The 20,355-nt window shown below is 44.8% G+C and carries 27 protein-coding genes; 15 read left to right on the plus strand and 12 right to left on the minus strand.

From position 1 onward, the window contains the following. Window positions 1–296 precede the first annotated feature (296 nt). Entirely contained in the window at window positions 297–461 is a 165-nt protein-coding gene (locus tag IQ270_RS05445; RefSeq protein ID WP_193972232.1) for a hypothetical protein, read from the plus strand. Between the two features lie 40 nt (window positions 462–501). Here IQ270_RS05445 and IQ270_RS05450 read toward each other — a convergent pair whose 3' ends face one another. Further along, entirely contained in the window at window positions 502–777 is a 276-nt protein-coding gene (locus IQ270_RS05450; protein WP_193972233.1) for a hypothetical protein, read from the minus strand. A gap of 539 nt (window positions 778–1,316) precedes the next feature. Here IQ270_RS05450 and lpdA point away from each other — a divergent pair. The 3 genes from lpdA (at window position 1,317) to IQ270_RS05465 (ending at window position 4,094) form a co-directional block, all read left to right on the plus strand. Next, window positions 1,317–2,753: a dihydrolipoyl dehydrogenase gene (gene lpdA / locus IQ270_RS05455; protein ID WP_193972234.1), complete on the plus strand. Its 1,437-nt coding sequence runs from the start codon at window positions 1,317–1,319 to the stop codon at window positions 2,751–2,753. A 277-nt stretch (window positions 2,754–3,030) separates the two neighbouring features. Continuing rightward, the gene (locus IQ270_RS05460; protein WP_193972235.1) at window positions 3,031–3,522 is read left to right on the plus strand and encodes a DUF4365 domain-containing protein; all 492 of its coding nucleotides are present in this window, start codon (window positions 3,031–3,033) and stop codon (window positions 3,520–3,522) included. Beyond that, window positions 3,519–4,094 (plus strand): hypothetical protein, encoded by a 576-nt coding sequence (locus IQ270_RS05465; RefSeq protein ID WP_193972236.1) that lies wholly within the window; start codon window positions 3,519–3,521, stop codon window positions 4,092–4,094. Before IQ270_RS05460 ends, IQ270_RS05465 begins: the two co-directional genes overlap by 4 nt. Here the strand turns inward: IQ270_RS05465 and IQ270_RS05470 are convergent. The 4 genes from IQ270_RS05470 to IQ270_RS05485 all read right to left on the minus strand — a co-directional run bounded on the left by IQ270_RS05470 (window position 4,091) and on the right by IQ270_RS05485 (window position 7,279). Further along, window positions 4,091–4,480 (minus strand): HEPN domain-containing protein, encoded by a 390-nt coding sequence (locus IQ270_RS05470; protein WP_193972237.1) that lies wholly within the window; start codon window positions 4,478–4,480, stop codon window positions 4,091–4,093. The two genes, IQ270_RS05465 and IQ270_RS05470, sit on opposite strands and share 4 nt — an antisense overlap. Further along, complete coding sequence (locus tag IQ270_RS05475) at window positions 4,477–4,803, minus strand: nucleotidyltransferase domain-containing protein (protein ID WP_193972238.1); 327 nt, start codon at window positions 4,801–4,803, stop codon at window positions 4,477–4,479. The genes IQ270_RS05470 and IQ270_RS05475 overlap by 4 nt, the downstream gene beginning before the upstream one ends. Before the next feature lie 101 nt (window positions 4,804–4,904). Beyond that, the gene (locus IQ270_RS05480; protein ID WP_193972239.1) at window positions 4,905–6,251 is read right to left on the minus strand and encodes a DUF2254 domain-containing protein; all 1,347 of its coding nucleotides are present in this window, start codon (window positions 6,249–6,251) and stop codon (window positions 4,905–4,907) included. Then, a complete protein-coding gene (locus IQ270_RS05485) occupies window positions 6,248–7,279 on the minus strand; it encodes a mechanosensitive ion channel family protein (protein ID WP_339384338.1) in 1,032 nt (343 codons plus the stop codon). The genes IQ270_RS05480 and IQ270_RS05485 overlap by 4 nt, the downstream gene beginning before the upstream one ends. 75 nt (window positions 7,280–7,354) lie before the next feature. On the opposite strand from IQ270_RS05485, the gene IQ270_RS05490 reads away from it, so the two are divergent. The 3 genes from IQ270_RS05490 (at window position 7,355) to IQ270_RS05500 (ending at window position 8,273) form a co-directional block, all read left to right on the plus strand. Continuing rightward, entirely contained in the window at window positions 7,355–7,534 is a 180-nt protein-coding gene (locus IQ270_RS05490) for a hypothetical protein (RefSeq protein ID WP_193972240.1), read from the plus strand. Between the two features lie 149 nt (window positions 7,535–7,683). Next, entirely contained in the window at window positions 7,684–8,073 is a 390-nt protein-coding gene (locus IQ270_RS05495) for a hypothetical protein (RefSeq protein ID WP_193972241.1), read from the plus strand. A 14-nt stretch (window positions 8,074–8,087) separates the two neighbouring features. Beyond that, window positions 8,088–8,273 carry a hypothetical protein gene (locus IQ270_RS05500; protein ID WP_193972242.1) on the plus strand — a complete coding sequence of 62 codons (186 nt, stop codon included), beginning with the start codon at window positions 8,088–8,090 and terminating at the stop codon, window positions 8,271–8,273. Window positions 8,274–8,314: 41 nt separating this feature from the next. Here IQ270_RS05500 and IQ270_RS05505 read toward each other — a convergent pair whose 3' ends face one another. Beyond that, the gene (locus IQ270_RS05505) at window positions 8,315–8,707 is read right to left on the minus strand and encodes a hypothetical protein (RefSeq protein WP_193972243.1); all 393 of its coding nucleotides are present in this window, start codon (window positions 8,705–8,707) and stop codon (window positions 8,315–8,317) included. Between the two features lie 161 nt (window positions 8,708–8,868). Between IQ270_RS05505 and IQ270_RS05510 the strand changes: the two genes are divergently transcribed. Together IQ270_RS05510 and IQ270_RS30710 are read left to right on the plus strand one after the other, a co-directional pair. Beyond that, window positions 8,869–10,338 carry an NB-ARC domain-containing protein gene (locus IQ270_RS05510; RefSeq protein ID WP_193972244.1) on the plus strand — a complete coding sequence of 490 codons (1,470 nt, stop codon included), beginning with the start codon at window positions 8,869–8,871 and terminating at the stop codon, window positions 10,336–10,338. After that, window positions 10,298–10,528 (plus strand): hypothetical protein, encoded by a 231-nt coding sequence (locus tag IQ270_RS30710; protein ID WP_228056098.1) that lies wholly within the window; start codon window positions 10,298–10,300, stop codon window positions 10,526–10,528. The genes IQ270_RS05510 and IQ270_RS30710 overlap by 41 nt, the downstream gene beginning before the upstream one ends. A gap of 672 nt (window positions 10,529–11,200) precedes the next feature. Here the strand turns inward: IQ270_RS30710 and IQ270_RS05515 are convergent. After that, a complete protein-coding gene (locus IQ270_RS05515) occupies window positions 11,201–11,593 on the minus strand; it encodes a XisI protein (RefSeq protein WP_193972245.1) in 393 nt (130 codons plus the stop codon). After that, a complete protein-coding gene (locus IQ270_RS05520; protein ID WP_193972246.1) occupies window positions 11,578–11,997 on the minus strand; it encodes a XisH family protein in 420 nt (139 codons plus the stop codon). Before IQ270_RS05520 ends, IQ270_RS05515 begins: the two co-directional genes overlap by 16 nt. Window positions 11,998–12,145: 148 nt before the next feature. Here IQ270_RS05520 and trpC point away from each other — a divergent pair, with 148 nt between their 5' ends. The 3 genes from trpC (at window position 12,146) to IQ270_RS05535 (ending at window position 14,877) form a co-directional block, all read left to right on the plus strand. Continuing rightward, window positions 12,146–13,045 (plus strand): indole-3-glycerol phosphate synthase TrpC, encoded by a 900-nt coding sequence (trpC, locus tag IQ270_RS05525; protein ID WP_193972247.1) that lies wholly within the window; start codon window positions 12,146–12,148, stop codon window positions 13,043–13,045. 350 nt (window positions 13,046–13,395) lie between these two features. Beyond that, window positions 13,396–13,641 (plus strand): DUF5340 domain-containing protein, encoded by a 246-nt coding sequence (locus tag IQ270_RS05530; RefSeq protein WP_193972248.1) that lies wholly within the window; start codon window positions 13,396–13,398, stop codon window positions 13,639–13,641. Window positions 13,642–13,719: 78 nt separating this feature from the next. After that, the gene (locus IQ270_RS05535) at window positions 13,720–14,877 is read left to right on the plus strand and encodes an alanine--glyoxylate aminotransferase family protein (protein WP_193972249.1); all 1,158 of its coding nucleotides are present in this window, start codon (window positions 13,720–13,722) and stop codon (window positions 14,875–14,877) included. A gap of 53 nt (window positions 14,878–14,930) precedes the next feature. Here the strand turns inward: IQ270_RS05535 and IQ270_RS05540 are convergent, their stop codons facing one another. Next, the gene (locus tag IQ270_RS05540; RefSeq protein WP_193972250.1) at window positions 14,931–15,143 is read right to left on the minus strand and encodes a DUF2949 domain-containing protein; all 213 of its coding nucleotides are present in this window, start codon (window positions 15,141–15,143) and stop codon (window positions 14,931–14,933) included. A 133-nt stretch (window positions 15,144–15,276) separates the two neighbouring features. Here IQ270_RS05540 and IQ270_RS05545 point away from each other — a divergent pair, with 133 nt between their 5' ends. Then, window positions 15,277–15,423, plus strand: coding sequence for a hypothetical protein (locus tag IQ270_RS05545; RefSeq protein ID WP_193972251.1), 147 nt, complete (start codon window positions 15,277–15,279; stop codon window positions 15,421–15,423). 444 nt (window positions 15,424–15,867) lie between these two features. Further along, window positions 15,868–16,104, plus strand: coding sequence for a hypothetical protein (locus IQ270_RS05550; protein ID WP_193972252.1), 237 nt, complete (start codon window positions 15,868–15,870; stop codon window positions 16,102–16,104). Here the strand turns inward: IQ270_RS05550 and IQ270_RS05555 are convergent. Both IQ270_RS05555 and nblR read right to left on the minus strand, forming a co-directional pair. After that, the gene (locus IQ270_RS05555; RefSeq protein ID WP_193972279.1) at window positions 16,101–16,616 is read right to left on the minus strand and encodes a DUF192 domain-containing protein; all 516 of its coding nucleotides are present in this window, start codon (window positions 16,614–16,616) and stop codon (window positions 16,101–16,103) included. The two genes, IQ270_RS05550 and IQ270_RS05555, sit on opposite strands and share 4 nt — an antisense overlap. 203 nt (window positions 16,617–16,819) lie before the next feature. Then, window positions 16,820–17,515 carry a response regulator transcription factor NblR gene (gene nblR, locus IQ270_RS05560; protein WP_193972253.1) on the minus strand — a complete coding sequence of 232 codons (696 nt, stop codon included), beginning with the start codon at window positions 17,513–17,515 and terminating at the stop codon, window positions 16,820–16,822. A gap of 399 nt (window positions 17,516–17,914) precedes the next feature. Between nblR and rbsK the strand changes: the two genes are divergently transcribed. Further along, the gene (gene rbsK / locus IQ270_RS05565; protein WP_193972254.1) at window positions 17,915–18,901 is read left to right on the plus strand and encodes a ribokinase; all 987 of its coding nucleotides are present in this window, start codon (window positions 17,915–17,917) and stop codon (window positions 18,899–18,901) included. Window positions 18,902–19,007: 106 nt separating this feature from the next. Here rbsK and IQ270_RS05570 read toward each other — a convergent pair whose 3' ends face one another. After that, a complete protein-coding gene (locus IQ270_RS05570) occupies window positions 19,008–20,282 on the minus strand; it encodes a ribulose bisphosphate carboxylase small subunit (protein WP_193972255.1) in 1,275 nt (424 codons plus the stop codon). Window positions 20,283–20,355: the final 73 nt, after the last annotated feature.

Here is a 20,355-nt window from a genome sequence, read left to right on the forward strand (position 1 = left end):
GGAGAGCCCGTCCAGGACGGGCTCTCCCGCCCCTCCCACAAACTTGTCTAAATTATTTAATTCGCGCTCCTAATTCATATCCTGTCCGATCGACCGCGATTAAAAGCCGGGGCTGGTTTGGGAGATTGTCAATTGTTGGCAGATATTTTTGGTAAGCGATCGCCTACGAGATGAGGGGCGATCGACCGGACGCGAGATGGCTGAGTAAGTTACCAAAACTCTTGTCGCTGCTTCGTTTTGTGGGATTTTGCTCTCAAGCCATACCTCTAGATTTTGCCGATCTCAAACAATAAATTATGTTGATCGATCGCTTCACAGCCCAATTCAGCAGCGCCAAGAAACGTGCGATCGCCTCGATCTCCTATCCAAAGAATTCACATCCGAAAATTGATGCCAGAAGTGTCCTCTGGCGATCGCACTCTCGGGTAAAATCCAATCAGGGCGATCGCCCGCGGGCCTAGATCGTCATTTGCCGGACATAATTAATTAAAACGTGTCGCACTATTGATTAGATTCGCGATTCTGGCGCTTATTCTGAATAAACTGTTCCAAATCGGCGATCGCATCTTCAAAATCAGACAAATTAATTTTCGCAGGTTTAGCCTTCTTCGGCGGACTCGAAGGCTGACTCGCAGACTTAGCTTCAGGAGGCGGAGACTGAGGCTGTGCCGCTTCAGTGTTGGCAGCTTCTATATAATCAAACAATTCATCCAGGGACTGAAAAAAAGATTGAGCCGAGGCCCGGCGTGAATCTTTGCTATCGTCGTCATCCATCATAATCTACTCCATAGACTCTAAAACTTGCCGAGAAACTCCGCCCCCGGCGCGTACAGATATTGGACATCAAAACCCCAATCAGCTAAAACTCTTGAGAAATTTCACTTCGATCCGAGATTAGATCCACCTCAATCCCCCTTAAGAAGGCGAGTAGGGGTTGACTTTGACCGCCTCTTGTTCCCTCCTTATTCAGGGGCTGCGAGGGCGATCGGGGCTATAGGATCAAACACGAAACCCGTACTGCATTTGACTTGGTTGTTGACACCGATCGGCATTGTCACCCCTCAAAGTGTATCTAGCTTTGCCCGCCGTGTCAGTGATTTGAAACTTGGCGCACACTCAGATCGAAATCATCATCCCTAAAAAAATTTCAGTTACTGTCTAATTAACCCTAGTCTAGTCGAGAATAAGGACACAGGACTCATGCAACTATTACCGCTGTTTGTAGGTGGCGATCGCCACCTACAAGCTTAAAATAACTGACAGACGGTGTTTTTGGCTTGAGTCCTAAGATTTCAAAGGCATTAGGAGATTTTAAGGTGACTCAGGGATTTGATTACGATTTAGCAATTATCGGCGCTGGCGTGGGCGGGCACGGGGCGGCCATCCACGCGGTTAGCTGCGGGCTGAAAGTGGCAATTATCGAAGCGGGCGACATGGGCGGGACTTGTGTCAACCGCGGCTGCATTCCCTCCAAGGCGCTGTTGGCGGCTTCGGGGCGGGTACGGGATTTGCGAAATGCTCACCATTTGAAGACTTTGGGGATTCAGTTGGGAAGTGTGGAGTTCGATCGTGGGGCGATCGCCAATCATGCTAACACTATTGTCAGCAAACTGCGTGGTGATTTGACCAACAGCCTCAAGCGTTTGAATGTCGATATCATCCAAGGTTGGGGCAAAATCGCCGGTTCTCAAAAAATCATCATTGAAACCGACAAAGGCGAGAAAACAATTACAGCCAAGGATATTATTCTCGCTCCCGGTTCAATTCCTTTTGTCCCCCCAGGCATAGAAATTGACGGCAAAACTGTATTTACTAGCGACGATGCTGTCAGATTGGAATCGCTACCGAAGTGGATTGCGATTATTGGTAGCGGTTATATCGGTTTGGAATTTTCCGATATTTACACTGCATTGGGCTGTGAAATCACGATGATTGAAGCTTTAGACCAATTAATGCCTACTTTCGATCCAGATATTGCTAAGTTAGCGGAACGGGTGTTAATTACACCCCGCGACATTGAAACGAAAGTCGGTGTGTTGGCTACAAAGATTACTCCAGGTTCCCCGGTAATTATTGAATTAGCTGATTTCAAAACTAAAGAAATTGTCGAAATTTTGGAAGTTGATGCTTGTTTGGTAGCAACTGGCCGAGTTCCGGTGAGTAAGAATTTGGGGTTAGAAACTGTTGCTGTGGAAACGATGCGCGGTTATATCCCGGTCAACGATAAGATGCAGGTTTTGGCTGGGGGAGAACCGGTCAAGCATTTGTGGGCGATCGGCGATGTGAATGGCAAGATGATGTTAGCTCACTCTGCATCGGCGATGGGCATTGCGGCGGTGGAAAATATCTGCGGGCGCGATCGGGAAGTGGACTATTTGAGCATCCCGGCGGCGGCTTTTACTCACCCAGAAATTAGCTATGTGGGAATGACGGAACCTGCGGCGAAGGAGTTAGGAAAAACCGAAGGGTTTGAGGTAGCTTCTGTCAAGACTTATTTTAAGGGAAATTCTAAAGCTATTGCTGAAGGTGAAACCGACGGTACGGCTAAGGTGATTTACCGGAAAGATACTGGGGAATTGTTGGGCGTTCACATTTTCGGTTTGCACGCTTCGGATTTGATTCAAGAGGCGGCAAATGCGATCGCCCAACGGGATTCTGTCAACACTTTAGCATTCCGAGTGCACACTCACCCGACGCTTTCGGAAGTGTTGGATGAGGCGTTTAAACGCGCGGCTGGAGCGGGCAGTCATTAATCTGTAGGGGCGGTGTTCCCGTTGGTGTCAAATTAAGTCTAAACCCTTGAGAAAACTCGTTTGCATTCCAGTCGAGCTCCCCCTGGTTGTAGGGGGACTTTGAGAATACTCTTGTCCCCCCTTCTTAAGGGGGGTTAGGCAGGATCTCCGGGTCTTAAAACACCCCATAGGGGAGATATAAAGCCTATCGGAGCAACAAAAGACTGGTACTATATTTGACGTGTTTGTTGACACCAATGTGCGATCGCGATCGCCCCTTTTTGAGAATTGTGTTTAAATGGAACTGAATCAGCGAAAAGAATTATTTAGCAAAGCTTACGTGCGTGCTGTGGCGGCAGTCGCTGGCTGTTCTGTAGATCAACCTGAGAATGATTATGATAGCGTGGATCTCTGTATCAAGGCGATCGGCAGCGATCCAATGCAACCGCACCGCCTCGAATTGCAGTTAAAATGTACTTCAAGAGATGTACTCGATGCTCAATCTGTGCGATATCCGCTCAATGTCAAAAATTATAACGACTTGAGGGTCACTGCGTTTATTCCCCGCCTGCTGGTTGTCGTTTTAGTACCGGAAAATATAGGGGAATGGATACAACAGTCAGAACAGGAAATGTTGCTTAGACATTGTGCCTATTGGGTATCGCTGCGGGGAATGCCTGAAACTAGAAATACAAATCGCATTACTGTTGAATTGCTCCGCCGGAATAAGTTTTCACCAGATGCTCTTGAGTCAATTATGCAGCGTATTAGCAAAGGAGGTTTCCCATGAAAGTAACTGTACGGGATTTGGAAGTTTTCAAAAGTTTAGATGTGAATGTAATTATAGCATATTTACAAAAAAATGGCTGGCACGAACACAGCCGAATTTACGACAATAAAGGAGCGATTTGGGTTAATAAAAATGAGGCTGGAGATGTATTTGATATTGCGCTACCCTTGACAAGGGAGTTTGCAGATTATCCAGCTCGCATGGGAGATGCTGTCAAGACGCTGGAACTTACAGAAAATCGTTCTCAACTAGAGATTTTAAGCGATTTAATTACTTCGTTAGACAATACTGAGATTCAGGGATTTGTTGTGAAGGTCGATCGCGAAGATGGAGAGAAAATTGCTCAGGTAGCAATGATGGGTTTTGTAGTGAACAAGCTGCGGAAAATCTATGTTGAACTCAAAGAAAATGATTGTAATTTAGCACTGAAAGCTTATCAGGACAGAATTCCTGTCACTTGCGCGGGCGATTTGGTTAAAGTAGGTGGATCTTTTGTGATGCAGAAAGTACAGGGTTTTGCTTTGATGCTGGAGGAAGCTAAAGAAGATGAAAATGCGCTCTCGCTTATTTAGGACAGTGGTAGAGTGCCGATCGCACTTTGGGCTAATTCGAGAAATTGCTCACCGCAGTTAATTTGCTCCGCAGCTTGCTCGACAGTCACAGTATCAAGTCCCCCGTAATCCCCACTATTTCGCAAGTCTTGAGCATCGATTAAAAACCTGTGAAACTCAACAGGAACTCTTCCTGTACAGGCAAATTCTCGGCCAAAAGCTCCAATCACTGCGGCATGACTCGAAAATGACATTCCTTCGCCATCTAAAAATGCCTCAGCAATATAAAACATGGCATAATAAGCGCGAGATGCTGCATAGTCTGGGAAACCATTATTTAGTAATAGCTTTGCCGCCGATAGACTTTGACGAGCTTTCAGGAGCAAGTCTAATTGTTCTGGTTTCATAAAGCTATTCCCTCTTTACGAATATTCCTCAATAAAGGCCCGTTGTAGTGTATAAATCTCTGTTCGTCCATAAACATACAGCTAATAACTTCATCATTTTGGAGTGACAAATCGGCTCTAATGTGACTGGTTCTTTTAATTTCTTCGCCAGGATTGACTTGTCCTTTGAGAACTACTAACACATCTATATCTGAATCGGGATGTGCATCGCCTCGCGCCTGGGAACCGTAAAGTACCATTGTGACAAGGCGGCTGTCGTAAAGTTGCTCGAAGTGCGATCGTAATTCTGTCAGTATGTTCTTAAGTTTATCGTTAATTTTCATATTTGTTGTGAATAATTTAAGGGCGATTCCCTACGGGATAGCTACGCACGCGCTTACTTTGACTAATTCAGTAGTCGAAATATTGAAACTTCCGGTAGTCCTCAATCCAGGTCTATAGCTTTCAATGCTGCTAAATATCGCTCTTGAATGTCTTTGCGATCTAATTCATCCAAAGTTGCCTGCTGGCTGGAGCGTTCAGTCAAATCTGCGTGTCGCCTGAGTGCTTTTCGGTGTGTGGTTCGATCGGTAAAACGAGCAACAACAGCGATCGTCTCTAGCAAGCGCATCGTGACAGCTACATTCGATCGTCCATTCTGTCGAATTTGGTTAAAGGCTGCATCGATCACATCTGCAAAGGCGATCGGTTCTGCAATCATCCGAAGCTGGTTGCTGTCGTCGTAGCGGTAGGGAGAGGGAATCTCTCTTTGGGTTAAACGACAAAGAGCCGCACTCAGTTGGTCAATACAGCGGATAGCCGTAAACGGATCGTTGATTCCTGGGGAAAGAGCGCGTACTGCAATTTCAACGAGTTGGTCGATCGAAAACTCCACATCTTGCTGTTCTGTGCGCTGCGAGCCAATCAGAAAGGCACTGTTAATCTTGGATGCAAGTTCATCGTTCACCTGTTTTCCTGGAAATACTTGTGCAAGTTCGCTTCCTTCGACAGTAAAGCGACCTGGGCGCTGTAGAATTTGTAACAACAGGTTGTGCTCGATCGCAATTTGCATTAGTTGGCGATCGTTAATGGCTTGAATGTAGCCACCATTGATTGCTGGAATTGGACGGGCATCTTCCTCAAAATTAGCTGGAATTTCAGCGGAAATATCCGATGGGTTGTCTTGCTGCTTGTTTTTAGCTTTACTGGTTCCAATACTTTCTGGAAACAGTCGATCGATCGCATCATCAAGTTCGCCACCCACTAATTGAATCACGCGATCGACCTGAATTGATGAGGCAGAATGATGAATGAAATAAATCAATACGCCAATGCTGGCGATCGCCAAACCAATCCCGCAAGTTACCGCCAGGTGCGGGACAAACTCATGTTCTTCTGACCCGTTGATCGTTCGCAGCACCATCAAGCTATACACAAATGTGGAAATGAAAGTTCCCAACACAATTTGGTTTCCTCTATCTTGCATGAAGTTACGCAGCAAGCGAGGGCCAAACTGGGAAGATGCAAGCTGAAGGGCAACGATCGTAATTGAAAAAGCAGTGGTAGCAACGCTCATCATTGAACTGGCGATCGCCGAAAGAATCGCGCGGGAGCCGCTAGGGCCTAGAGTATAAGCCCAACCCAATTCTCCAATGAGGTTGGTTTTTTGATTTTGGTCAATCCCGATGGTGAGAAAGGAAAGTGCGATCGCCAAAAAAACCATGACGCTTGGAACAAACCAGAAACTCGAATTTAAGGAGTCCCACAAGTTGTTGAACTTGATATTTTTCACTTATTTTCACCCTCAGTATGTTTATTGTTTGACATTACTTGGCCATCCTCAGATTTAGTGCGTTGAGACTCAATTGCCGCCAGTTGTCTGAGGGCGCGACTGATATTGCGCGATTTGGGAACTTCAGCTTGTCCGGCGGGCCAACCTTCCCGTTGACGGGTGCGATCGCCATCAGTGTCTTCTGTCTGATCGTGGAACAAAATTTGCTGAGTTGGGAAGGGCAGATCGATCCCATTTGCTACTAGCTTGTTTTTAATGTTAGTTAATACGCTATCTTGAAAATCTAAGAGTTCGGCGCGACGAGGAGGCTCCACCCACCACCGAGCGCGAATGTTAACACTGCTACCTGCCAATTCTACGACGATCGCATCGGGAGCCGGATCTTTTAGCACTCCATCAATTTCATGCATTGCCTCTAAAATTAATTGTCTGGCGGTATCAATATCATCTCCGTAGCCAATCCCGATGTCATACTGCAAACGGCGCTTTTCAAACGCTGTGTTCACGACGACTGAGTTGGTGAATAGTTCTGAATTGGGAATTACAATGCGCCTACCATCATAGGTTTTGATTGTTGTCGCCCGCGTTTGAATATTTTCTACAGTTCCCTCAAAGTTTTTGAAGACAATTTGGTCATCTATTTGGAAGGGTTCAGTTAGCAGGATCAAAACACCTGCCAGAAAATTTTGCAGGATATCGCGAAACGCAAACCCGATCGCCACACCACTAATCCCCAATAGCTGAACGAGATCGCTTGCTTTGAGGGACGGAATGACGATCGACAGAGCAATAAACAACCCTGTAAGAACGGTTGCTCCTTGTGCTAATCGCCCCAGCACCAATCCTAAATTGCGAGCTTGGCGGTGAGCACTGGTTAGTTTTCTCACCGTTCGCTTCAAGGTTTTGCCAATAAAAAAGAAAATTGCAAAAACAATCAGTGCCAGTACAATATTTGGTAATAAAATCAGGAAGTCGCTTGCCATTGCCTGGATTTTACTCCAAACATCGGTGATTTTTGTTGTATCCACAAGAATGTTAGCCAATACGTCGTACCCAATTTTATCCCAAAGCGATCCGATCGACCTCTACCAAAGGTTAGTAATTTGCTAAAGTGCAGTGTGGCTGAATTCGGGATCTCTGATTTATTGAGGGCGGGGGTTGGGGGCGAGCTAATTTTGAACGAATTCGAGAAATTCTTGTGCTTGGGCGATGGTATTTGTGCCGATCGGGCGATCGTAACGGCATCAAGTTCGCCACAATCTCCAGCATTTCGCAATTATTGAGCGGGCGTTATCTTAAAATTCCCTCTCGACTGATATTTTTGAGTGGCGGGCATTGATAATTAGAAAACCGTTTTTCATTGATCAACTGGCAGCCAATCACTACGTCATTTTGCAGGGATAAATCTGCTATAATTGAAGGAGAAAGTTGTATGGTAAAGTATCCGAAAATGAGAGAGGAGTTATTAGAAACTCTCCGCAGTTTGGCAGATAGAGAATATCAACATAAAGCTTGGCTAGAGAGCGATTATCCACCAGGAATTGAGTGCGACACTTTTGATGGTGCGGTTCATTTTCTTTACGACGATACAGTGTTGGCAGAAAACCCGGATGCGGCGATCGGAGTAATTATTGAAGATGAAAAAGAAGCTCGTTTGATGTCAGCAGTTTGTCAGGCTATAGATTTAGTGTTTGAGGTTTTGGGGACAGGAGTTTCTGATGAGGGGTATATTAAATCTGCTGAGTGGACAATGGTAGTAGAGGCGGCATTGAAAGCTTTGCAGGTTATGGAAGTTCGATCGCAGCAAGCAGTTAAGGTTTAAGTGAAAGTGCGATTATGAATGGTTATCAAAGCGGTAAAAATTCCCTATGTTGTTGGAGAAACAGAATTAGTCATACTCAAAAAAATAGCGATCGCACCTCAATAATAGAAGGGCGTTCGCCTGGAGCAGTTTACCTTTTTTATGATTTCAATCCTAGAAAAGAGAAAGTACATTTATTAGAACAACAAAGTGTTATGTAATAACCGTACTTAGTTGTAGCTTCGCTAGCTTGATAATCGACTTACTTACAAGTTACTTTAGTCAGGTACATTGTACACTCTTCACAAAATTCCCATTGCTCACTTTTTTGATTCCACTGCATAGTGCCGACTGTACTATCACGATCGAAAGTAAAATTTATGGCTTGGGTATATTGATTTGCCTTGCAAAAAGCATTTGCGCCTTGCTGACGTGCTTTCTCACTTAGCCCACTAGCACCTTTTACTACTACATCAACTGGAATATTATCTCCTTCCCTTGGATTGCTAAAAACACGGGTATCAGTAGCAGCAATATTACTAGACTTACCAGTATTTCCATTGTTTTGATTGCTTTGGGCTTTTGTTGGGAGGTTATAAGCAAGGGTCGAAATAGTTAAACCTAGAACGAAAAAAACACCGAAAATTCGTTTCATACCTTTTATACCTGTTGAGTGGAAATCTTACTATAAACATCATCTGCAAAAAGTAAGTTTTTGCAAGTCGGAAAAAGTCGGGACTTTAACAACCGACTCAAGTAGGAAAAAATAGGAAAAAGTAGGATACAATCAGTGAAACTCTAATAACAACGCAACCTATGGACGTTCAAGAAGTCTTAAAACTTGCCGACGACCTAGTTTTTATCAATACGGGAAAACACTTAGACAATCTGCAAGAGGTGATACTGCGGGGAACTTTACAATGTCAGAAATACTCAAAAATAGCAGATGAATCTCACTGTAGTGAAGGTCACATTAAAGATATTGCCTCTGAATTATGGAAGCTACTATCAAAAATATTAGGCGAAGAAGTCAATAAAGCAAATTTTAGAGTCAGATTGGAGCAAGTAAAATTGTCAAATCTCTGGAACTTCAATAATAAAGATTGTTTACACATTGGTGAAGTCAACTTCTGTGAAAATAGTTCACATTCCCCAAAAGTCCCCAACTCACCAATTGATGAAGAACCCCTAACCAAAGGCAATACTGAACCCAAAGTGCGTCAATTCTTAGCTGAAATGCCTAAGTCTGCCATTTTCTACGATCGCACCACATCTCTCACCACCCTCAAACAGTGGATTCTACACGAAAACACCCGCCTACTCGCCATACACGGCATAGTCGGCATTGGTAAAACCGCACTCGCCGCCCAACTTGTCCAACAAATCAAACATGAATTTGATTTCGTTATCTGGCGAAGTCTCGCCACATCTCCACCCCTGTCAATACTTCAAACAAATATAATTCAATTCTTCTGTAGGGGCGGTGCCCCCGTGCCCGCCCCAAATGCCGACGGTGTGGTTGTCCCAGAAAATGGGGCAACCACAGGGGGATTGCCCCTACTGGGCTACTTGCAAAAATACCGCTGTCTGCTGATACTGGATGACGTACAAATGGTAAATAGCCGCGGACAACTCGCTGGCAATTACCAACCTGGATATGAAGATTACGGCACGCTATTTCGACAAGCAGGAGAATTATCTCACAACAGTTGCTTAGTGTTGCTCAGTTGGGAACAACCCAGAGAAATCGCCGCATTAGAAGGCAAAAACCAGCCAGTGCGATCGTTACAACTCAATGGTTTAGGTACGGGCGCGGGGGAAATCCTTAGAGAAAAAGGTTTAGCTGAACATGAAAAATGGTCAGAAATAATTGAACAATACAGAGGCAATCCCTTGTGGTTGAAAATAGTTGCTACAATGATTCAAGATTTATTTAACGGCAGCCTATCGGAATTATTATCTGACGAGCCACTATTTTTAGGTGATTTAGAATCTTTACTGCATCAGCCATTTAATCGCTTATCCGAGTCGGAAAAACAGGTAATGTCATGGCTAGCGAGTGAAACCGCGCCAGTTTCCATCTCAAAAGTGCCAGAGAATATCCAATTATCCCGATCGCAATTTTTGAAAGTTATGCAATCCTTGGGAAGGCGTTCATTTGTTGAAAAAATCCAGAATGGCGATTCCCTACGGGATAGCTACGCTTCACGCACATTTTTTACCCTGGCACCGATACTAAAAGAGTATGTCAAAACTAACTATTCCCGCCCAAATAGTGAGTCATAAAAATTATATAGCAAATCCCGGTAAGGAGACGGCAATGCCGTTTCCCTACAGTGAATTTTCGGGAATTTGGAAATGTGCGATCGACCTTTGTTTATTGAATTTGCTTTTCAGTCCTCTTTTAGAGGACTTTCGCTATGAGACGGGGGTTTTCAACCCCCGGCGGAATTGCGGGTTAGCGCGAGAACTTTGACGACGGGAATGTGCGACAATTTTCGATTTTAGATTCGGAATTATTTTAGGTGTGGCGAGAAACCGGGTTTTTTCGAGAATCTTTCTTCACAGTCGGTGATTTAGCAAAAAACCCGGTTTCTGAGATTTTGGGTTTTGTGCTAAATCCCTTAAATTTGATAAAATTAGATATCTGCAAAACATCTGAACGATCGCTAAATGTTTGACTCCGACAGGTACAGCAGCTTGCTATCTCAATATCAACCGCGCATTATCAAAAATGAAGATGAAAACGAGATATTTTTGGAAGTCGTAGAAAGCTTGCTCTCTCGGACAAATATAACTCCAGAAGAAGATACCCTCCTAGAACTATTAGTCAAACTAATTGAAGATTTTGAAGAAACGCATTATCAAATAAATGCTTCAACGCCCCACTCAAGACTTCTTCATTTGATGGATGCTAGAAATCTAGAGCCAGCGGATTTAGTAGAAATTATGGATACAATTGACAGAGTAACTCAAATCATTAATAACCAGCTAGAAATTACCAAAAAACAAGCTGAGGCTTTGGGAAAGTTTTTTGATGTCAATCCGAGTTTGTTTATATTTAATTACAATCTTTCATATTTCTTAGTCCGCCCAAGCAAACTTCGTTTGTTTAGACGCGATTTCAATTGCCGAATAATTTATCGACTTAAGCCGATCGCACAACAGCAGATTCAGCAACAATTCCTTCATCTTTGTCGCTCAAACCAGTTCCAAATTCAGTATATTGCCGCACTCCAGGATGCCGAAAACCAAGCACAATATCTTCTTTAGGAACACCTGCTGCTAATAAATCCGTCGCCACTCCTTCTTCAGTATCATCATATTGAATCCAGATTTTACCGTCTATTAAATCGAGGTGGATTGGTGTAGCATGAAGGTAATTGTCATCATTCCAACCAAGATCCAAAACTAAATATCCTCCTCGTTCATCATCAAATAACAGTTGAGAATGATAGCCGTCAGGTATAGTATTGCGGAATTTAGCGTGTTCCTGAAGTATAGTTTTGATAATTTCTTGGTATCTCAATCGGGTATCCATTGAAGTATTGCCTCACTTTTTTCATCAAAAACAATCAGTTTAACAATTTGATTCTTTAATAACACCTGCCCTAATTCTATGGTAAATACGCTCTTAAAAGCAGGCTTAGAAATAGCCAGATATAAATTTCTATCGCTCTGCATTTCATTAAGCACTTGGCGGTAAAGAACGTACTGTCCTAAAGCCTGTTCCAAGTCCCTTACATCCGATCGCCCTACAAAACTCTTAACCTCAACAACAATTTTTTGGGTTCCTTTTTCGGCATTAATTAGACGCTCTGCACCCAAGTCAGCAGATAAACGCTTGCGACCAATTTGCATGGGAAATGGATCGTGAGTAATTGTCCAGCCATCCTTTTGTAAGGCACGCTTAACTGTCTCGTGATATATATCTTTAGCTGACACGGATTAGCTCTCAGGCTAGGAGGATTTACTGTAACTATTATATAATACTTTTAAACTTGTCGCGATCGCGGTAAGGTATAAATCCCCAGCCTAAAAACCGCGCTGTCAACTGTCAACTGTCAACTGTCAACTGTTTATCCCCCCTATCATGCTTCAAATCCGCCGCCGTCCCCCCAGCACCTCCGTCTCCGTACTTTACCTCAGCTACAAAATCGCCGTACCCGACGCCGAACCCCAGCACATCCTCGAAGAAATCGTCTGGCAAAAAGAGGTTGAAGTTGCCCAAAAGCGCGATCGCACTCCCTTATCCGAACTTCACAAAAAACTCCCATTCGCACCGGCAACTCGCGACTTTCTTGCCGCCCTCAAAAACGGCAAAACCACACCAGCCATCATCGCCGAAGTCAAAAAAGCTTCTCCCAGCAAAGGCGTAATTCGCGAAGATTTCGACCCAGTGGCGATCGCCCGATCCTACCAAGAAAACGGCGCAACTTGCATCTCCGTACTCACCGACGAAAAGTTCTTTCAAGGCAGTTTCGACAATCTCGCTAAAATCCGTGCCGCCGTCGATTTACCTTTACTTTGCAAAGAGTTTGTAATCTATCCCTACCAAATCTATCTCGCCCGGATTCACGGCGCTGATGCTGTATTGTTAATCGCCGCCATTCTCTCTGACAAAGATTTACAATACTTTGTGAAAATTGTCAAGACTTTGGGCATGACTGCTTTGATTGAAGTTCACACTCAAGAAGAACTCGATCGAGTATTAACCCTACAAGGCGTAAACTTAATCGGCATCAACAACCGCAACTTAGCAGACTTTTCGGTCAGCCTAGAAACCACCGCTCAACTGTTAGCCTCCCGCCAAACTGAAATCGCAGCAAAAGGCATCCTCACCGTCAGCGAGTCAGGAATTCACACTCCCGATGACCTCACCCGAGTTGCCAGCGCCGGGGCCGGGGCTGTCCTCATCGGCGAATCTTTAGTCAAACAGCCAGATCCGGGGGCTGCTTTAGCCACGCTTGCTAAGGGGCATCAGAACACCTGAAAGGCGAGACCGCTTGACAAACACCCCCGAATTCTGATAAAAATTGATAGAGTAGGTAAACGATCAGAATTTCTAGCCTGCATCGGCTCGATCGCTTAACTCTAAAAAAATATCACTCAAAGCAATATTGCAGAGAAGTATTTTGCCAGAAAGCGATTAAATGTATTCGCTCTCGCTAGTCGATCGCCAGATTTAGCGATGCTAATGCACCAAGCCCCGAAAAGTCGAGCGGCCAAGCAGGGGTTTTTGTACGGTTAGAAAACACATAAAAAATCGGGCGTCTAATGTTCACCTGTGATGCCCCATGCAGTTGCAATGGGGTGTCGGTTCGTTGAGGTATCTTAGCTTTCATGGAGCCAATTCCCCTTCCTTCGTACATTCATTATGAATTGCTACTTCAATTGTTAGAACGCAAAACTATGTTTGCTGTCAGTCCACAATCGCCGCAGCAGCAACAAGTTCACCAACTTATTATTACACTCCGCAAAGCCCTGGCGATTCAGAAGCAATTAGAACAAAGCTGCGAGCGATCGAACTTGGCAGTAGAATATCGGTGGTCTTTAAATGAAACTAACCCTACGGGAGTCAAAAGTTAAAAAACTTAGAGTACCAACATGAGGTATCGTATTTGATTTATTCTGTAGAACTCCCACAGAAAAAGTTAGGAAAATATCATGGACAACAAATCAATGCTGATGATTCCCGGGCCAACGCCGGTGCCGGAAGCGGCTTTGCTGGCGATGGCAAAACACCCGATGGGCCACCGCAGCAAGGAATTTGACGCGATTTTTGCAGACTGTACCGAAAACCTCAAATGGCTGCACCAAACCAGCAGCGACGTGCTGAGTTTAAACGTTTCCGGTACCGGCGCGATGGAAGCTGGGATAATTAATTTCTTGAGTGCGGGCGATCGAGTTTTAGTCGGTACAAACGGCAAATTTGGCGAGCGTTGGGCTGAAGTAGCCGAAGCTTACGGTTTAAATGTCGAAATTATTAAAGCCGAGTGGGGTCAACAATTAGACCCCGAAAATTTCCGCGAAAAACTCGAAGCAGATACAGAGAAGCAAATCAAAGCCGTCATCATCACCCACTCGGAAACCTCCACGGGCGTTCTCAACGACCTCGAAACTATCAACGGCCACGTGAAAGCCCACGGCGAAGCTTTAATTATGGTTGATGCTGTCACCAGTTTGGGTGCTGCCAATGTGCCGATGGATGCTTGGGGAATTGATGTGATTGCTTCTGGTTCTCAGAAAGCTTACATGATTCCCCCTGGTTTGGGTTTTGTGGCGGTGAGTCCTAAAGCTTGGGAGGCTTACAAAAGTGCGAAACTGCCCCGTTATTATTTAGATTTGGGCAAATACCGCAAAGAAGCTGCCAAAAATACAACTCCTTTCACTCCGCCAGTAAATATGTTTTTTGGACTGCAAGTAACTTTGCAGATGATGAAAGCCGAAGGGTTAGAAAACGTTTTTGCGCGGCACAAACGCTTAATGACAACTACTCGTGCTGCCGTAAAAGCTTTAGGTTTGCCGTTGTTCGCGGCTGACGGTGCAGCCAGCCCTGCGATTACTTCGGTGATGCCGCCAGCATCAGTAGACGCTCAAAAAGTGCGGACTTTGATGAGAAAGAATTTTGACATTGCTCTTGCCGACGGACAAGACCATTTGAAAGGTAAAATCTTCCGAATCGGTCATTTGGGCTTTGTGTGCGATCGTGATATTCTAGCAGCTATTTCCGCTTTGGAAGTGGTGTTGCGAGAACTGGGTCATGAAGGCTACACTCCTGGTGCCGGCGTTGCCGCTGCTGCGAAAGTTTTGACACAATCTTAATCTAAGTTGTTAAGGGATTTTGGGTTTTGGATTATCTAAAATCTAAAATCCTTTTAATATGCTTGCGCCAACCAATCAAAGATTTTATCCAACTGTTCGAGAGTGACTAAACCGTACTGCCACAGAACCATCGGCAAGGAATTCGGGTCTTTATCGCGCTGCCGCTGTTTGTCGCCGCGGCGTTCGGCGACGGCGATTGATGCGGGCGAAATTGCCAACTCTTCTTGTAAAAATCGAATTAATTTAGTGTATGTAGCGGGTGCCATGTGATTTTGCCTCCATGTGTTGGACACCATTTTCTGATGGGAACCTGATGTTTTTGATTAGTAATAAGCCAGTTTTAAATCTGTCTTTTAACCGTTGATAACTGTTTGAAGAGTATTAGCGGTTGGTGAAACTGTGAAAGTCAGTGCTGAGTGCGACTTGCGCGAGCCAACCTTTCCCAAAAAGCGAAAAGTTTTGCAGTTTTGCGAATGGCCCGATCGACTTGCGATCGCGATCGGAACCTCAACTGAATACCTCGGCATATTTGCAGCGCGAATCTGAAATAAATTCAGCTACTTAAAACTAATAAATCAGGTTCAGAGTTTAACTTCATCTGCGAAAATCCAGAATCCGCAAATCTACTTCCCCAATATTGGTCAGATATTTTGCTCGAACCCTAATCTGCTACCTAAGATTAACTTTGCCAATTAAATTAGCTCGTCGCATCTTACTTCAGATAGGTTTAATAGATTGAGCTCGCTCGCCAGAAGTTCCAGAGAATTTCCTTTCGCGATCGACGCCCTTGAGACCACCCTCGTCTCTCAGGATTCCGGCCCGAGTCGCTGACTCGTCTCGTACCTGGAACCCACAATTTACAGCTCCTGCAAACAAGCTCAAGTCCAGACTGACTGAGATCGACATCCTAGCAAATCTTTTCCTGTTTGTGCTGAATCTTACATTAATAATTTAACAGATTTTGTAAATTTTTGTAAAGTTTATAAATTTTTGCTGATTTTGCGAAGCCCGACGAAGGAAGAAGGAAGACGGAAGAAGGAAGAGGGAAGAAGGAAGAAGGAAGAGGGAAGAAGGCAGAAGGAAGAAGGAAGAAGGAAGAGGGAAGAAGGAAGAGGGAAGAAGGAAGAGGGAAGAGGGAAGAAGGAAGAGGGAAGAAGGAAGAAGGAAGAGGGAAGAAGGAAGAAGGAAGAAGGAAACCAGGGGATTGTTGCTGCGTGCAGATTTTAGTTGAAAAACTCGATTTCAATACGATCGCCCACTTTGACACCGAGTTCAGCAGCTCGCCCGCTCCGGAGTTCGATCACTCGATCGACAGAAGTATCGGGCCCGTAGGTGGGACAAGGATCGGCAGTACAAGGAGGTGTTTCTGCTGCGATGGCTGTGACGACTTCATCCCGCAGAAAAATCATATCCAGAGAAATCAGGCAATTTTTCATCCAAAAATTGACCCACCGCGCCGGTTTAAACTCAAACAGCATTCCTCTGTCATCGGCCAAAGAAGTTCTGTACATTAAACCCATAGCCTGTTGTTCGGATGTTTTGGCGACTTCTAGTTCGATAGGGCGATCGGCTATCCGAGCTCTAGCAGAAATCGGCAAAACTTGACCGGATGTTGTCGCCGTCGGAGACTGCGAGGCCAAAATGCCAGTAACACCAGCATCCGCGACAGGTAAAGCCGGCGAACATCCCAGCAAAAATACAATTACCCCAATATTTAGGAAAGTAGCGAAATAACTCATAATGATTTTAGATTTAGAATCGAGAATCGGTAATGGGGAATCGGTAATGGGGAATTGGTAATGGGGAATTGGTAATGGGGAATTGGTCATTGGTCATTGCTAGCAAATAACTAATGACTAATGACTAATGACTAATAACTAATGACTAATGACTAATGACTAATGACTACTGACTACTGACTACTGACTACTGACTACTGACTTCAAGCTTCGCGCATCACGTAACCTACACCGCGCACCGTCTGAATCAAGCGCTTTTCGCCCTCATCTTCAATCTTGAGCCGCAGATAGCGGATGTAAACCTCAATCACATTTGACTCGCCGAGAAAGTCGTAACCCCAAACATTTTCCAGAATTTGTTCCCTAGTCAAAACCTCGCGGGGATGTTCCATCAAATATTTTAGCAGCTCGAATTCTTTCATCGTCAGGTCGATCGTCCGTCCGTTACGCAGGGCCCGCCTAGAGGCCAAATCCAAAACTAAATCGCCAAACCTCAACTGTTCGCTGCTGCTGTTATCCGGCTGCAAATACAAGCGCACCAAGTGCAAAAACTCGTCAGTGCGGTAAGGTTTGAGAAAATAATCGTCCGCCCCAGCTTCCAGACAAGCCACGCGATCGTCAATTGTATCGCGACCGATCAATAATAGAACCGGTACCCGATTGCCGCTACTTCGGAGGTGGGAACACAGCGACAGTCCCGACTCAGGGCCAAGTATGCGATCGATTACAATCAAAGCTGGCTGCAATTGTTGGGCTAAATGTTGGCCTGTGGCGGTATTTGAAGCTACTACGGGTTCGTAGCCTGAAGATTTTAAGTCTAGACTCAAGTGTCCGGCGAGAACTTCGTCTGTTTCTACTAGCAAAACACAGGGATTGCGATCGAGAGTAATTGCAGCCATTGAATTGACCGGTGAAGACCATAACTGTTCTAGCACGTCTTAAGGGACAGTTGACAGTTGTCAGTTGTCAGTTGTTAGTTGTTAGTTGACATTTGTCAGTTGTTACTTATCAGTTGTTATATGATTTTCAGTTGTATCGGAATGATTTAACCGCAGAGACCGCAGAGGACACAGAGAGAGAAGATGGAGATGAATATAGGACGATGTAATAGGATTTGCTGTCAGTTGTTAATTGCTCGTTATGAGTTATCAGTTATTTTTTAGATTGATGAATTTCAAAAATAAGTAATATAAGCTAATCACAAATTACAAGTCACTAATTAACTAATTTAATATCAAAATCAGAGGACTGAAGTCCTCACTAGAAACCTAATTATTAGTTACCCAATTCAACAATTTATGAGCATTATTGTATTTGGCAGTATCAACATTGACATAGCAGCGAAAACTCCTCGTTTGCCACAGCCAGGAGAAACTATCATCGGTAACAATTTTTTTACTGCCGGCGGCGGGAAAGGCGCAAATCAAGCCGTGGCAGCGGCGTGTCTCGGCACTTTCACCCACATCATCGGCCGCGTTGGTAACGATCAATTTGCTGAACAATTATTGACAAGTTTACAATCCTATGGTTTGAGTAAGGAAAATATATTAATAGATAAAAGCACTCATTCAGGTGTGGCAATTATTGCGGTAGACGATAGCGGGCAAAATAATATCATTGTGATTCCGGGTGCAAATAATAATGTTGGTGATGCAGATATAGAACGTCTTAAAAAAGTGTTGCCTGAAGCTACATCGTTGCTGTTACAGTTAGAAATTCCCCTGGAAGTTGTTCAAAAAGCTGCGAAAGTTGCTCGTGAATTGGGGGTGCGAGTTATTCTCGATCCAGCGCCGGCTGTGGCGGATTTGCCGCTCGAACTTTATCCGCTAATTGACATTATCACGCCGAATGAAGTGGAAGCTGGACAGTTAGTCGGTTTTCGGGTGCATGACACGGAAACAGCGATTTTAGCGGCCAAACAGTTGCAGGAGCGCGGTGTTAAGAATGTTATTGTCAAATTGGGCGATCGCGGGGCGGTTGCGGTGACTGGGGATGAAAGTTTTGTTGTGCCGGCTTTTGCTGTGGAGGCGATCGACACTGTGGCTGCTGGCGATGCTTTTAACGGCGGTTTGGCCTGTGCCTTAGATGCAGGTCGATCGCTGTCAGAGGCGCTGGTGTGGGGTTCCGCAGCGGGCGCTCTGTGCACAACTCAAGTGGGCGCTCAATGTGCTATGTGCGATCGCCCAACTTTTGATAATTTTTTGCAGCATAATTTAGAGCGGACGGTTGAAACCGCATCTATACAAACGATGTCCGCCGGACGCCGACTGAAGACGATAACATAATTTTAACTGCCGGGTCTTCAACCGGCGTCCGGCGGGTTTTGCTTGTATAGACGCGGTTTCAACCGCGAGCGTCTTCTTGAATTTGTAAGGTGCGCCGAAGCGCACCCTACTTTGGCCGCTGAATAATGGTTTCTACTACCCGGCGCTTAACTTTTGGATCGATACCAATCAGCCGCACGTATTCGCCGCCGTGTTCCGCCAAACAAGTTTCTAAAGATGCAATCACATCTTTTTCTTGTGCTGTTTTAATTGTGGCGCAACTCTGCCAAGAACCAGTCTTGAATCGGCGACTATCTGCATATTCCATGCCAATTTTGCAGCCCCTTGCTAACAACTGCTGCACTTGTTCCAATACCTCGGAACTCAGCCGCGAAACTTGACCGTTACTAACTTCCGAACTTGGGTTGACGTAAGCCTTATAATATTTTGAGGATGGGTCGTTTTGTTGATTCTGCGTTGGCGCAGCAGCAGGAACATTGACGGTTCCTTGAACGTTGAACAGCCTCGATTGGTTGTATTCATCTACTAAGCGCATTTCCTGTATCCGCTTTTGTTGACCTACCATCAAACTGCCCATTTCTAATAAATGAGCTAGGCTGAAATTCGGGTTTTGGAAATCCGGCGGTGCTTCCACAGTGTTTACCAAACGCTTGGAAATTCGCTCTATTCCTAGTTTGTGAATGAAGTCGCGGATTTGTTCGTCGTAAATGCGCGATCGCAAAGCACTAAAAAAGTCGATCGACTGATCTAGAAAATTATCAACCAACCCCACAATCTCGGCTTTTGACAATTTGTCCGACTCAAAAATTCCCCCAACAATTCCAATTTTATCATCCCGGCTGGGTTCCCAATAAAACTTTTCCATCCGCCCGTCGCGAATCAGCGGCGCGTACAGGGTTGAAAAGTCATTTCCGGTGACAATAATCGGCACTCGGTGCAGCGGCGTACTGTCATAACTTCCGGGTAACTGCACGTTAGTTGGATTGTCCGCAATATTCATCAGAGTGGCGTTGACCATCTGAGTATTGACGGTATATTGAGTAGTAGTATCGAACCGACCAGCACCGGCATCCAAATCGTTAATAAAAATTGCACACATCTCGCCGCGCACCCGAATTTGCTCAGCGGCTTCCCGGTAGCGCAAGCGAATTAAACGCGCCGGATCTCCAGCATCGGGACTTTCTAATTCCCCGCCAGAAATCATCACGGGTTCAAAGCCCATCCGCCGAAAAACCAGTTCGGTTTGAAAAGTTTTACCTTCTCCTTTGCGGCCGTGAATTCCCAAAATTAGGGGAACTCTTACCCCGGGCAAATTTAAAAAGTTCTTAGTGATGTGCACCGCAACTTTATCTAGAAAGTTAGGAGAAATGTAATAACTCATCGGTAGATTTGTGAAAGATTAATTGCTGTTACTGTTATGATTTTATGACAAAAGTAACGGTCTGCACCGCGAA

Source organism: Microcoleus sp. LEGE 07076 (assembly GCF_015207455.1).
Classification (GTDB): domain Bacteria; phylum Cyanobacteriota; class Cyanobacteriia; order Cyanobacteriales; family Microcoleaceae; genus Microcoleus.